Here is a 12,574-nt window from a genome sequence, read left to right on the forward strand (position 1 = left end):
TCCTAACTTAATTGGGCTTGAACCCCTGCCATTACCGTTTCTAACGCGACGTCCAATTTCTGAGCTGCCGTTTGACAATCCTCGTATTCTGGCGTCACTCGGTGAATATCATGATAAGTTGCTACCTTTAATCGAATAGGCATCCCCTTGTAAGACACGGTTGTAAAGTGTCGTTTCATGACGGTTCGCGCCATCTGAGTATACCGAATTCCCTTAGCTGTGGTGTACTTTAACATCGCTGTTACGAGTCGTTCACGGTCATTTTCAGCCGCTAAAACGGTGAGTAAGACACCGGGCCGGGCTTTTTTCATCTGAACTGGCGTCACGTAAACATCCAATGCTCCCGCCGTCAGTAATTGTGACTGGGCAAAACCAATACCCTCAGCTGTCTGATCATCGAGATTCGTCTCCAAGACCCATACCTGATCTTGAGTCGCAACTGTCTCTTTTTGTGACTGCGCAGTCGTTACTACCATGGCTCGTAACGCATTGAAGCGGCCCGTTTCCCGCTTTCCAAAACCATAGCCAACTTTTTGAACTGCCATTTGTGAATTAAGCGGCCCGAACTCTGTCACAAATTCCTTAACTAGGCCTAATCCTGTGGGCGTCAACAATTCCGTATGAATTTCCGGATGTTGTTGAACCGGTATCGGTCGTTCCGTCAACATTTGTGCAACTGCTGGTACTGGTACCGGCATTTCGCCATGTGCAACATTGATAAACCCACTACCATCGGCAATCGTTGAGCATTTGATCTGGTCAACATGCAATAAATCTAAACAAATACACGACCCTACGATATCCACAATGGAATCCAAAGCCCCCACTTCATGAAAATGAACGTTCGTTAGTGGGACCTGATGGACCTGCGATTCCGCCTGTCCAATATCCTGAAAGATTGCAATTGCATGTTGCTTCACCGTAGCTTTTAAATCACTAGACTGAATGAGTTGGACAATGTCACTCAGGTGACGACCATGGTGATTATGTGGCCCCTCAACAAACCCATGATCCTTGGTACCACGGTCAAGGACTACATCAAAATTAGTCCCGTAAATGGCACTTTTAGCTGTCCGTTCAGCCTGCAAAGTATACCCCGTCACATGCAGCTGTTTTAGAGCTACTTCCAGGTCGCTTAACTTCACCCCTAAGTCTAAAAGAGCCCCAATAAACATGTCACCACTCACGCCAGAAAAAGCATCTAAGTAAAGTGTTCGCATTTCATCTACCCCTTCAAATGATTCATCACACTTGCCGCGTAGGCCGCACCAAAGCCATTATCGATATTGACAACGGTGACGCCCTCCGCACAACTATTCAACATAGTCAAGAGTGCACTTAACCCATGATAACTGCTACCATACCCAACGCTCGTGGGTAACGCAATAACTGGGCTGGCAACTAAACCGCCAACAACACTAGCAAAAGCTCCGTCCATTCCAGCAGCAACGATGACGACCTTGGCCTGCCGGATTGCATCTAACTTAGCAAATAGCCGGTGAATACCCGCAACACCCACGTCATACACACGTTCAATCTGATTACCGAAGACTTTTGCGGTCACTGCCGCCTCTTCGGCAACAGATAGATCCGACGTTCCAGCCGTCACAATAGCAATCGTCGTTGGGGTAACTTCAGTCGGTAATGCTCCGTTTACTAAGCAACGTGCTATTGGAAAATAACATAAATTAGGCAATTGCCGTTTCACTAATTTAGCTTTAGAGGCCGTTATTCGCGTGCCCAAAACGGTTTGGCCTTGCTGGGTAAACTGCCGCATAATATCAATAATTTGGTCCGCTGTTTTCCCTTCACCAAATACGGTCTCTGGGTACCCAGTCCGCTGTTGACGATCAAAATCCAGATTAGTTATTTCTGCCATTGTCGGCGACGCCGTTAGTTGTTTTAACGCTGTGGCAACATCTAATTGATGACTTGCTACCGCTTGCAACAACTTTTTCTGATCTTCTTCAGTCACCGAGCATTCCTCCTAAGCTTGAACCTCTGGTACAGTCATCGACCCAGCTGGCAACACAATTACACTAGCTTGGTCCCCCTTTTCCGCAACTGCAGCTTGATAAGCCGCTGTTAACTCATGGAATGGCTTAAAGTGCACGTTACGCATCTGTTGGTCCGTCAAGTCCGTGACTGCCCAAGTTTGCGCCCAAGTATCAATCTGCGCCATCTTGGCTGCCTTATGATAGCCGAGTTTCCAACTATGATGAATCTTATCAAGTACTGCCTGAGCATCCTTTTCTGAACTCAAAAGATCATAAAAAGGTTTGGGGCCAATACCCGTTCGGCACTTCGCCACTAGAATTAAAATACCGTCGCGTTTAAGAGCTAACTTACCGTTATCCAGGGCTTTTTGTGCCTGATACAGGTCTACGTCCATCGGGTATGGGGCTACTGAAATCACAATATCTGCTTTATGTGGAATCCGAACGCCATAAACTTCCTTGGCTTTATCAATTCCCGCATAAAACGACTGGGATAGGTCTCCCGTCGTGACAGCATAAATGTCATGCTGACTATCCAACACCATTTCAATTGCAAAAATATCAATATCTTTTAAGACCTGCATGGCATCCATCATATCTTCATGAACTGGATTTCCCTTGAGTTTTAACGCTCTAGCGGAATTCTTTAGAGCCAGGTAATGATTCTCTGAAATCGTTTCATAAGCCGCTACTCCGGGCAAAAATGATTTACGCCCGCCAGTATAACCAGCAAAATAATGAGGTTCAATCGAACTAATGGGAACCACCTTAGCCGCATCTGCCACAATTTTATTTAGCAACATTTTTGTACCATTCGAAGACTTCCCCAAGTACGTCATAGCATCATGATGACAATCATGACTATGGATACGACCTTTTGCCTTTAAGTCCTGGTAAATATCAGCACCAAAAATGAAATTATACTCCTCTTCAGTCGGTTCCCGATGCACCCCAGTCGCAACAATAAAATAGATGTTTTTATCCTTAATCTTGGGGTAAATATGCCGTAAAACTTGTGCTGTAGGGGTCGGCCGCGTACCATCATTAACAATAAAAACTACTCGTTCATTCGTATCCATGAATTTCTCGAAGGAATCCGTTTCAAATGGATTAGCCAAGGCTTGATCGATTGCGGTATCAGCATCAACCTTATCCACATGATTCGGGTTAAACACCCCCGTCAGTTGATTGTCAGCAATGTCAACGTGAAAAGCATCTGATTTTCCATAAGGCACTTTAATTTGCAAAAAACCATCTCCTTAATCTGTACTAATTTTGTATTGCATCATCCTTTTTCCCAACACCAAGGTAATGCCACCCAAGTAGTGCAACCACCCACAAAACAATAAACAAACTGACAAGGCCTACTCCTAAGTGAAAGAAGTTAAGCCCTGATACCCAAGAAATTAATGGACTATGGACTTTAAACACTAGCTTAGCCGCTAACAAGAGATTCACACTGCCTGCAAACAACGCTGCTCCGACGGACACCGCTGTTAAAACCAAGTTATAGTAGACTTTCCGTATTGGAGACGCGAATACCCAGGCATAAGCAGTACTCATAAATAGGCCATCACTAGTATCCAAAAGACACATCCCCGCCATAAACAATAAGGGAAAGGAGAGGACCGCATACCAAGGAACCCCCTGACTAGTCGTAATGGCAGACGTCGCCAATACCGCAATTTGCGATGCCGTATCGAACCCTAATCCGAATAAAAAGCCAATACCGATTACTTGCCAATTATGATTAATCAAATGTAATCCCCGCTCAAAAATTCGATAAATAATCGATTTTTTTACCTGAACTGAAGCCTGTGGATGTTTGGCTCGCCGAAAATCGTGCCAAATGTGATGCAAAAGAACTAAGTTAACCACTGCTAATAAAATTAAGGTGATTCCTGCAAAAGTTGTGCCAATCACACCGCCGAGACGCTGAAAATCTGGTAACCGTCGTTTCGACCAGGTCACAAATAAAATAGTTGCTACGGCCATCAACATAACGACGGATGAATGACCCAGAGAAAAAGCAAAACCTACGCCGTGCGTATTCCGTCCTTCATTAATCATCTTTCGCGTAATATTATCTATAGCCGTGATATGATCTACATCAAAAGCATGTTGTAAGCCTAACGTAAAGGCTACGACTGCCATAGATAATAGCGCCGGGTACTGTCGCATATAAGAAACCGCTAACATTATTCCTGTAACCAAGAAGACTAACACAATTCCACCATATTTAGCGATATCGGGTCCTAACGGATAACGTCGATAATTCTCCAAGAATCCATCTCCTTCACTTACTATCTTTAATTACAAAATTTAAAATATCAGACGATAATTAGTTATTTTATAAAACCATACTCTAAGATTACCATTTTTAGACAGCTCAGACAACGCTTTCAAAATTCTTCATCCATTCGTTTTCCCTGTCGTGTCACTTTTTACCCATAAAAAAAACACCCACATTGCTGTGAGTGTCTTTCCATAATCCAAGATAAATCCAAAGATTAACGCTTGGAGAATTGTGAAGCTTTCCGGGCCTTCTTGAGACCTGGCTTCTTCCGTTCTTTCATCCGGGCGTCACGAGTCAAGAGACCCGCACGCTTCAGCGGACCACGGAAATCAGGATCAACTTCGAGCAATGCCCGAGCGATACCGTGACGGGTTGCACCGGCTTGACCGGAGAATCCACCACCGCGAACAGTAACTAATGCATCGTAGTTACCAAGCGTTTCCGTTACGTTGAATGGTTGTAAAACCACTTCACGGATACTTGCGAATGGAATGTAGTCTTCAATTGCCTTGTTGTTCATGACAATCTTACCTGAACCGGGTACTAAACGTACACGGGCAGAAGAGTTTTTACGACGGCCAGTGCCGCGATATTGAACTTGTGCCAATTGGGTTTCCTCCTTAAATTAGGTTCGTAATGTCTAATACTTCTGGCTTTTGGGCTTCGTGCTTGTGGTCTTCACCAGCATACACGTGAAGCTTTAATGCCATTTGGTGACCTAATGAACCCTTAGGAAGCATGCCTTGAACAGAAGTTTCGATCAATTTTTCTGGGTTTTCATCCCGGAAGTTACCGGCAGTCCGTGACTTCAAGCCACCAGCAAATTGCGTATGGTGGTAGTAGATCTTGTGAGTTGCTTTCCGACCAGTCAAGGCAATCTTGCTGGCGTTGATTACAATCACGTTGTCACCAGTGTCCACGTTAGGGGTGAACGTTGGCTTATTCTTACCACGTAAGACAGTTGCGACGACGGAAGCAAGCCGACCTAAGCTAACGTCGGTTGCGTCGACGATATACCATTTACGGTCAATGTCGCCGGGTTTTGCAATATATGTTGTGCGCACGTTAAATTCCTCCATAAATCTGTGTTTGTCTGACACCAAGTAAACTTTCCGGGGCTTATCGTGGGGCAAACAATACCAACGACTATGATACAAAGTTTTCACCTTAAAGTCAATGATTGTTTGGTCCCTTAGCTAAATTTAGCGTTGGTGTGGCGGTAATTTCGTTGGGTGTTGCGGGTCCTCACCCATGTAATAGACATGTTTGAGATACAAGCCCGCCGCCGGGGCGGTCCGTTGCGCCTGTTTGCGGTCCTTGACCTGATACAGTCGCAACACATCGTGCACCGGGCGGGTCCCGGATCCAATCTCGACCAACACACCCACCATGATCCGAATCTGGTTGTACATGAAGCCGTTCCCGTAGAACTCAAAAATCAATTCGTTGTTGTGCTGATCTACGTGACAGGTGGCTTCGTAAATGGTGCGCACGAAGGTCCGGGTCTGCGCCCCCGATGCCACGAAACTGGTGTAATCGTGTTCCCCCACTAAATCCTGGAGGGCCGTGTTAATTTTCGCCAAATCAATGGGAAACTTCCAGTGACCGGTGTAGTTACGTTTGAACGGATTACGAAATTCACCCAAATCCATCCGGTACAGGTAGCGTTTCCCCGACACATCATAACGGGCGTGAAAATCGGCAGCCACGAGGTCAACGTGGGTCACTTCCATGTCCATCGGTAATAGACTGTTGAGTCCTTTACGCATACTCTCTGCCGGAATATTAAACGGCAAATCAAAGTGGACCACCTGCGCTAAGGCGTGGACACCCGCATCGGTGCGCCCAGACCCATAAACGCCAATGGCGGGGGTCGGGTTCTTGGCCATCTTATTGACGACCTTGGTCAAAACGCCTTCCACGGTCCGTTTATTTGGTTGACGTTGGAACCCCGCAAAAGCGGTCCCGTCATACATTAATGTCACTTTGTAACGTTGCATTTTTTCTCCTACCAACGACGGCAAATCAAAATCAAGGCTAAGCCTAAGGCAAAAATCAGCCAGGTCACCGTATCCCGTCGTTGCCAAGTTAAAATACGGTACTGACTGCGATGCTCACTGTCTTGATATCCCCGCGCTTCCATCGCAATCGACAAATCTTCAGCGCGGTTAAAAGCACTGATAAACAGCGGGACCATCAAGGGTAATAGGGCTTTGGCCTGTTTGATCAAGCCTCCCTCACCGAAATCGACACCGCGGGCCCGCTGAGCGTTCATAATCTTTTGGGCTTCATCCATCAAGGTAGGCACGAACCGCAAAGCAATCGACAGCATCATCGCTAGTGTATCGACTGGGACGCGTACCCACCGTAATGGCTTCATCAGTGACGCTAAGCCAGTCGCAATGTCCAACGGTTGCGTCGACAGGGTCAGCAGCGTGGACATCGTGATAATCAGTAAGAACCGAATGAAGATGTACCCCGCATTGACGACCCCGTATTGCGTAACGTTGATGAAGGTCCAATGAAAGTAGACGTGGCCCCCCGTTGGACTAAAAAGCAATTGCAGCGCCACGGTAAAGAGAATCAACCAAATCAACGGCCGAATCCCCCGGACAAAGATCCGTAATGGAATCGTCGAGGCCCGAATCGCCCCCAGGGTGAACGCAATCAAAATCAAGTAGCTTAACCAATTGTTCGCCAGGAAAACCAGAATAATATAACAAAAACTCAATAATAGCTTATTCCGGGGGTCTAAGCGGTGAACGATGGAGTTGAGCGGTAAATACCGCCCAAAAAGAAACTTAGACATGGTCCACCCCCTTGGTTGACCACTGCGCGGCCAGCTGAGCTGCTAAATCGTCCGCAGTTAACGGTAGCCCCTGCGGCCAATTTACGCCACGTTGTGCCAATTTTTGGGCAAATTGCGCCGCTCGAGGAAGATCCAAATCAGCAGTCCGTAACCACGCCACATCGCTAAAAATCTCCTGTGGTGTTCCGACCCGTAACAAGGTCCCGTGTTGCATCACGGCGACCTGTTCGGCGTACTGAGCCACGTCTTCCATTTGGTGGGTCACCAAAACAATGGTCAACCCCTGTTCACGGTGCAAGCGTTCAAACAGAGACATCATTTCTTGCCGCCCCTGGGGATCAAGGCCCGCCGTGGGTTCATCGAGGACCAACACCTTGGGATGCATCGCTAAAACACCGGCGATAGCGACCCGCCGCATCTGTCCTCCCGATAGCTCAAAGGGCGAACGTTGAGCATAACTAGCGTCTAAACCCACTAAGGCTAACATCTCATCGGCTAACTTTAACGCTTTATCCGGGTCTAAGCCGAAGTTCTGTGGCCCAAAGGCAATGTCTTGGCGGATGGTTTCCGCAAAGAGTTGACTTTCAGGAAATTGAAAGACCATGCCCACGTGCCGCCGCAACGGTTTTAAATCGGCGTTGGTGGTCGTAGGCGTCACGGTGAACTGGTCGACCGTGAGTTGCCCCGTGGTGGGTTTCAACAGCGCGTTGAGCTGTTGGATCAAAGTCGACTTCCCGCTCCCAGTATGGCCAATGATGGCCAAATAGCCATGGTCAGGGACCGTGAATGACACGTCAGTCAAAGCCGGAGTCGCTAAGGGTGTGTTGGCTTGGTAGGTGTAGCCGACGTGTTCGAAAGTGATTGCCACAACCATTCCTCCATTTCTGCAGTTGTCTGATAGCCACTGGGCGGCGTGATGCCACGTTGTCGTAATGCCGTGGCTAATTTTGCGGTGAAGGGGACGTCCAACCCCAACTCGATGAGGCGTTCCCCTTGAGCGAAGATAGCGGCCGGGGAATCCTCTTGGACCAGTCGACCGTCATCGACCACTAGGATTCGGTTGGCACTCGCCGCTTCATCAATATCATGGGTAATCGAAATCACGGTCAAATGTTGCGTCTCGTGTAACTCGCGTACCAACGCTAGCATCGCTTGGCGACCTTGCGGATCTAACATACTTGTCGCCTCGTCTAAGATTAAAATCTTCGGCGCTACGGCCACAATTCCCGCTAAAGCCACCCGTTGCTTCTGCCCCCCCGAAAGCGAACTGGGCGCCCGTTGGGCAAAGTCGGCCATGCCGACCCGTTGTAAGGCCTCGGCCACTTGTTTGATCATCTGATCACGCGGGACCTGCCGGTTTTCCAGCCCGAACGCCACGTCGTCTTCGACCGTGGCCCCCACGAACTGGTTATCTGGATTTTGAAAGATCATCCCAATTTGGTGACGAACTTGCCAGACCGTGTCCGCCGTGAGTGCGACCCCGCCGACAATAACTTCTCCTTCCGTGAACGGTAAGAGCCCGTCAATTGCCTTGGCCAGGGTGGACTTGCCGCTCCCATTATGGCCGACGATGGCCAACCACTCCCCCGCCCGAACGTCAAAACTGATTTGATTCAAGGCGGGGCGCTCACTGGCATCGGGGTACTGATATGATAGCTGATGTACTTCAATTATATTTTCCATCCGTTGGTCCGTCGCTCCCTTTGAAAAAGTCACCGCTAATTATACCAAAGAATTCTTCATCAACGCAATTTTTGCCCGCATCATAAAAAAGCGTACAAAAAAAATCACTAACAAACCAGCGGCGCTGAGGCTTTCGCCCCCATTCAAGCTAGACTAGGAAACTCCATCATCATAGCGCTCTATACCACATGGTTCTAGTGATTTATGTGTTACCAGTTGTCACACACTACGGTGGCGTGACCAGCCCGGACTCGCGATTAATTAAAAATTAGTCAACAAATTCCAAAATTGCCATTGCAGCACCATCACCGCGACGAGGCATCGTCTTTAAGATCCGCGTGTAACCACCGTTACGATCCGCGTACTTCGGTGCTAATTCGCTGAATAGCTTTTGCAATGCACTAGTGATTTTGATGTCATCGCCATCTTCCTTAACATCGGCAACCACGTTACGAATGAACGTTGCCGCCTGACGCCGTGCGTGCAAGTCGCCTTGCTTACCCAAGGTGATCATTTGGTCCGCCGACTTGCGAACTTCCTTGGCACGTGCTTCAGTCGTTTCGATCCGACCATTTAAAATTAAACTAGTGGTCAAATCACGCAACAAAGCCTTCCGTTGAGAACTAGTCCGTTGTAATTTACGGTAACTCATAACCAGAAACCCTCCTTTGAGTATCTAAAATTAGTCTTCTTTCCGAAGTGATAAGCCTAAATCAGCTAACTTAGTCTTAACTTCTTCCAGAGACTTGCGACCCAGGTTACGAACTTTCATCATGTCCGCTTCGGTCTTGTTAGTCAATTCTTGCACCGTGTTGATGCCAGCCCGCTTCAAACAGTTGTAAGAACGAACGGATAAGTCGAGCTCTTCGATGGTCATCTCGAGCATCTTTTCCTTATGAGTTTCTTCCTTTTCAACCATGATTTCAGCGTTCTTGGCTTCGTCGGTCAAATCAACGAACATCGCTAAATGCTCAGTCAAGATCTTTGCAGCCAGAGAAATGGCTTCGCTCGGATTGATTGAACCGTTTGTCCAAACATCCAGGGTCAATTTATCATAGTCAGCCCGTTGGCCGACCCGTGCATTCTCTACTTGGTAGTTAACCCGTTCGATGGGGGTGTAAATCGAATCAACGGCTAAAACGCCAATTGGCATTTCCGTATTCCGCGTCTTGTTTTCGTCCGCAGAAACATAACCGCGACCCTTATCGGCCGTCATGCGCATGTGGAAGGTTGCCCCGTCAGCGACCGTCGCAATGTACAGGTCTGGGTTCAACACATCGACATCCGCTCCCGCAACAATGTCACCAGCAGTAACTTGTGCAGGCCCCTTAACGTTGATCTCCATGGTTTCTTCTTGATCATCGGCCCCGTTAAGCTTCAGCGCGATCTTCTTGACGTTTAAGATGATCTGCGTAACGTCTTCAACGACACCTTCGATAGTCGAAAATTCATGCAGAACCCCGTCGATTTGAATGCTGGTGACGGCTGCACCAGGTAATGAAGAAAGCAGAATCCGACGCAATGAGTTCCCTAAGGTCGTCCCATAGCCCCGTTCCAACGGTTCAACAATAAACTTGCCGTAGTTACTGCTCTCGTCAATTTTATGAATGTTAGGCTTTTCAAATTCAATCATTCTTATCGTTTACCCCTTTCAAACCGCGTTGAGCTCCTATAAGTCAATCCCATCATGAAGGCAATCTTCATAAATGAAACGCTCACGTTAGACCCGACGACGCTTTGGAGGACGAGTACCGTTATGTGGCACTGGCGTCACATCACGAATAGCCGTAACTTCGATACCAGCTGCTTGGATAGCCCGAATAGCGGCTTCACGTCCTGAACCTGGACCCTTAACAGCGACTTCCACGGACTTAACCCCGTGTTCCATCGAAGCCTTAGCAGCGGCTTCAGCAGCCATTTGAGCAGCAAATGGCGTTGACTTCCGACTACCTTTGAAACCTAAAGCACCTGCAGATGACCAAGCAATTGCGTTCCCTTGAACGTCAGTGATCATCACTAAAGTGTTGTTAAACGTAGCATGAATGTGCGCAACCCCGGATTCAATATCCTTTTTGACCCGACGCTTGCGACTAGTTCTTCTAGTTGCCATAAAAGTGTTTGACCTCCCTTACTTACTGAATTACTTCTTCTTGCCGGCAATCGTAACGGCTTTACCCTTACGAGTCCGCGCGTTGTTCTTCGTGTGTTGACCGCGAACGGGCAATCCACGACGGTGACGCATACCCCGGTATGACCCGATTTCTTGTAAGTTCTTGATGTTCAAGCTAACTTCACGACGTAAGTCACCTTCAACACGGTACTTATCAACTTCGGCCCGCACCTTATCTTCTTGGTCCGGCGTTAAATCACGAACCCGAACGTCTTCGGCAACCCCAGCATCAGCAACAATCTTATGTGCCGTGTTGATTCCGATTCCGAAAATGTAGGTCAAACCATAAGCGATACGCTTATCACGTGGTAAATCCACTCCTGCAATACGTGGCATTACTTGCACCTCCTATTAAATTAAATTACTTACCCTGACGTTGTTTGTGCTTTGGGTTGGCAGAGCAAATAATCATTACTCGACCCTTACGCTTGATAACCTTGCAGTGTTCGCACATTGGCTTAACTGATGGTCTTACTTTCATGAATAACCCTCCTACTTTTGTCCTACCGGTTACTTAAAACGATACGTAATCCGGCCCTTAGACAAGTCATACGGTGACATTTCAACAGTTACTCGATCACCAGGCAGAATGCGGATGTAATGCATCCGAATCTTACCCGAAACGTGAGCGAGAATTTCATGACCGTTTTCTAATTCTACCCGAAACATCGCGTTAGGTAATGTTTCGGTAACTTTACCTTCAACCTCAATGACATCGCTTTTCGCCACGAAAGTACCTCCCTTAATAATTGCGTATCAACTACGCGGAAAAGCGGTGAGAACACCAATTTGCCCTCACCGAGCACCTGCGAATTGCGGCAGTGCGCCATTTACAGGCTAAACCTGAATAATCTTACCATACATGCTTTAACAAAGCAAGATTCAGGTTTACTTCAACGCTTTAAGGATTTTTTCGATGTCGACGTAAACGTCATCGATGTCGCGGTTACCATCAACCGTGTAGAGTAACCCCTTCTTGGTGTAGTAATCAACTAACGGCGTGTTGGCCTTCAGGTTTACCGCCAAGCGATTCTTCACCGTTGCCGGCTTATCATCTTCGCGCTGATAGAAATCATGTCCGCCACAAACATCACACGTGCCTGCAACTTTCGGGTTATTGTAGAGCTTATGGTACGTGGCCCCACAAGTCCGACAAATGTACCGTCCGGACAAGCGTTCAACTAACACGTCAGGTTCAACGTGAATGTTGATGACCCCGTTGACGGTCCGGTCCAATTCAGGACCAAAGCTGTCAAGGGCTTGAGCTTGAGCCAGGGAACGCGGGAAGCCATCCAACATGTAACCTGCTTGGGTATCATCCTGGGCTAACCGATCACGCACGATTCCATTTGTCACTTCATCGGGAGCCAATTCACCTTTATCGATGTACTTCTTCGCGGCCACACCCATCTCGGTCTCATTCTTCATCGCATCGCGGAAGATATCTCCCGTTGAGATGTGGGGTAAATGGAATTCATCGATAATCTTTTGAGCCTGTGTGCCCTTACCGGCACCCGGCAGACCCATTAGAATTAAGTTCATTGCTGTCATGTTCGCTCTCCTTATTCGTTAACTTAGCCTGAAAAACACAAGCAGGTGTGCCAAAAGGATTCAACACA

At 47.6% G+C, this 12,574-nt stretch carries 17 protein-coding genes; all 17 read right to left on the reverse strand.

Going from position 1 to position 12,574, the window contains the following annotated elements; all coding sequences use genetic code 11:
• Window positions 1-2: 2 nt before the first annotated feature.
• Window positions 3-1,220, reverse strand: a complete 1,218-nt coding sequence (larC, locus tag DXH47_RS01595) for a nickel pincer cofactor biosynthesis protein LarC (RefSeq protein WP_129031337.1) — start codon at window positions 1,218-1,220, stop codon at window positions 3-5.
• Window positions 1,221-1,225: 5 nt separating this feature from the next.
• Window positions 1,226-1,975, reverse strand: coding sequence for a nickel pincer cofactor biosynthesis protein LarB (gene larB / locus DXH47_RS01600; protein ID WP_225423479.1), 750 nt, complete (start codon window positions 1,973-1,975; stop codon window positions 1,226-1,228).
• Between the two features lie 12 nt (window positions 1,976-1,987).
• A complete protein-coding gene (locus DXH47_RS01605) occupies window positions 1,988-3,244 on the reverse strand; it encodes a lactate racemase domain-containing protein (RefSeq protein WP_129031338.1) in 1,257 nt (418 codons plus the stop codon).
• Between the two features lie 22 nt (window positions 3,245-3,266).
• Window positions 3,267-4,280 (reverse strand): HoxN/HupN/NixA family nickel/cobalt transporter, encoded by a 1,014-nt coding sequence (locus DXH47_RS01610; RefSeq protein WP_225423480.1) that lies wholly within the window; start codon window positions 4,278-4,280, stop codon window positions 3,267-3,269.
• 227 nt (window positions 4,281-4,507) lie between these two features.
• Window positions 4,508-4,900, reverse strand: coding sequence for a 30S ribosomal protein S9 (gene rpsI / locus DXH47_RS01615; protein WP_011668466.1), 393 nt, complete (start codon window positions 4,898-4,900; stop codon window positions 4,508-4,510).
• Between the two features lie 13 nt (window positions 4,901-4,913).
• A complete protein-coding gene (gene rplM / locus DXH47_RS01620) occupies window positions 4,914-5,357 on the reverse strand; it encodes a 50S ribosomal protein L13 (RefSeq protein ID WP_129031339.1) in 444 nt (147 codons plus the stop codon).
• A 138-nt stretch (window positions 5,358-5,495) separates the two neighbouring features.
• A complete protein-coding gene (truA, locus tag DXH47_RS01625) occupies window positions 5,496-6,293 on the reverse strand; it encodes a tRNA pseudouridine(38-40) synthase TruA (protein WP_129031340.1) in 798 nt (265 codons plus the stop codon).
• Window positions 6,294-6,301: 8 nt separating this feature from the next.
• A complete protein-coding gene (locus DXH47_RS01630) occupies window positions 6,302-7,102 on the reverse strand; it encodes an energy-coupling factor transporter transmembrane component T family protein (RefSeq protein ID WP_129031341.1) in 801 nt (266 codons plus the stop codon).
• Complete coding sequence (locus DXH47_RS01635; RefSeq protein WP_129031342.1) at window positions 7,095-7,970, reverse strand: energy-coupling factor ABC transporter ATP-binding protein; 876 nt, start codon at window positions 7,968-7,970, stop codon at window positions 7,095-7,097. The genes DXH47_RS01630 and DXH47_RS01635 overlap by 8 nt, the downstream gene beginning before the upstream one ends.
• Window positions 7,916-8,785, reverse strand: coding sequence for an energy-coupling factor ABC transporter ATP-binding protein (locus DXH47_RS01640; RefSeq protein ID WP_129031343.1), 870 nt, complete (start codon window positions 8,783-8,785; stop codon window positions 7,916-7,918). The genes DXH47_RS01635 and DXH47_RS01640 overlap by 55 nt, the downstream gene beginning before the upstream one ends.
• A gap of 268 nt (window positions 8,786-9,053) precedes the next feature.
• Window positions 9,054-9,437, reverse strand: a complete 384-nt coding sequence (gene rplQ / locus DXH47_RS01645; protein ID WP_129031344.1) for a 50S ribosomal protein L17 — start codon at window positions 9,435-9,437, stop codon at window positions 9,054-9,056.
• A 30-nt stretch (window positions 9,438-9,467) separates the two neighbouring features.
• A complete protein-coding gene (locus DXH47_RS01650; protein WP_129031345.1) occupies window positions 9,468-10,418 on the reverse strand; it encodes a DNA-directed RNA polymerase subunit alpha in 951 nt (316 codons plus the stop codon).
• 87 nt (window positions 10,419-10,505) lie between these two features.
• Window positions 10,506-10,895, reverse strand: a complete 390-nt coding sequence (gene rpsK / locus DXH47_RS01655; RefSeq protein ID WP_129031346.1) for a 30S ribosomal protein S11 — start codon at window positions 10,893-10,895, stop codon at window positions 10,506-10,508.
• Window positions 10,896-10,925: 30 nt separating this feature from the next.
• The gene (gene rpsM, locus DXH47_RS01660) at window positions 10,926-11,291 is read right to left on the reverse strand and encodes a 30S ribosomal protein S13 (RefSeq protein ID WP_129031347.1); all 366 of its coding nucleotides are present in this window, start codon (window positions 11,289-11,291) and stop codon (window positions 10,926-10,928) included.
• A gap of 25 nt (window positions 11,292-11,316) precedes the next feature.
• On the reverse strand, window positions 11,317-11,436 hold the full coding sequence (rpmJ, locus tag DXH47_RS01665; RefSeq protein WP_008855781.1) for a 50S ribosomal protein L36: 120 nt from the start codon (window positions 11,434-11,436) through the stop codon (window positions 11,317-11,319).
• Between the two features lie 29 nt (window positions 11,437-11,465).
• Window positions 11,466-11,684, reverse strand: a complete 219-nt coding sequence (infA, locus tag DXH47_RS01670; protein WP_011668477.1) for a translation initiation factor IF-1 — start codon at window positions 11,682-11,684, stop codon at window positions 11,466-11,468.
• A gap of 159 nt (window positions 11,685-11,843) precedes the next feature.
• Entirely contained in the window at window positions 11,844-12,497 is a 654-nt protein-coding gene (locus tag DXH47_RS01675) for an adenylate kinase (RefSeq protein ID WP_318531334.1), read from the reverse strand.
• Between the last annotated feature and the right edge of the window lie 77 nt (window positions 12,498-12,574).

The organism is Levilactobacillus suantsaii, assembly GCF_004115745.1.
Taxonomy (GTDB): domain Bacteria; phylum Bacillota; class Bacilli; order Lactobacillales; family Lactobacillaceae; genus Levilactobacillus; species Levilactobacillus suantsaii.

Excerpts from the sequence above, each read along its gene's own strand:
- larC (WP_129031337.1), bottom strand. The coding sequence starts at position 1,220 with ATGCGAACACTTTACTTAGATGCTTTTTCTGGCGTGAGTGGTGACATG.
- truA (WP_129031340.1), bottom strand. The coding sequence starts at position 6,293 with ATGCAACGTTACAAAGTGACATTAATGTATGACGGGACCGCTTTTGCG.
- DXH47_RS01630 (WP_129031341.1), bottom strand. The coding sequence starts at position 7,102 with ATGTCTAAGTTTCTTTTTGGGCGGTATTTACCGCTCAACTCCATCGTT.
- DXH47_RS01640 (WP_129031343.1), bottom strand. The coding sequence starts at position 8,785 with ATGGAAAATATAATTGAAGTACATCAGCTATCATATCAGTACCCCGAT.
- rplQ (WP_129031344.1), bottom strand. The coding sequence starts at position 9,437 with ATGAGTTACCGTAAATTACAACGGACTAGTTCTCAACGGAAGGCTTTG.
- DXH47_RS01650 (WP_129031345.1), bottom strand. The coding sequence starts at position 10,418 with ATGATTGAATTTGAAAAGCCTAACATTCATAAAATTGACGAGAGCAGT.
- rpsK (WP_129031346.1), bottom strand. The coding sequence starts at position 10,895 with ATGGCAACTAGAAGAACTAGTCGCAAGCGTCGGGTCAAAAAGGATATT.
- rpsM (WP_129031347.1), bottom strand. The coding sequence starts at position 11,291 with ATGCCACGTATTGCAGGAGTGGATTTACCACGTGATAAGCGTATCGCT.
- rpmJ (WP_008855781.1), bottom strand. The coding sequence starts at position 11,436 with ATGAAAGTAAGACCATCAGTTAAGCCAATGTGCGAACACTGCAAGGTT.
- DXH47_RS01675 (WP_318531334.1), bottom strand. The coding sequence starts at position 12,497 with ATGAACTTAATTCTAATGGGTCTGCCGGGTGCCGGTAAGGGCACACAG.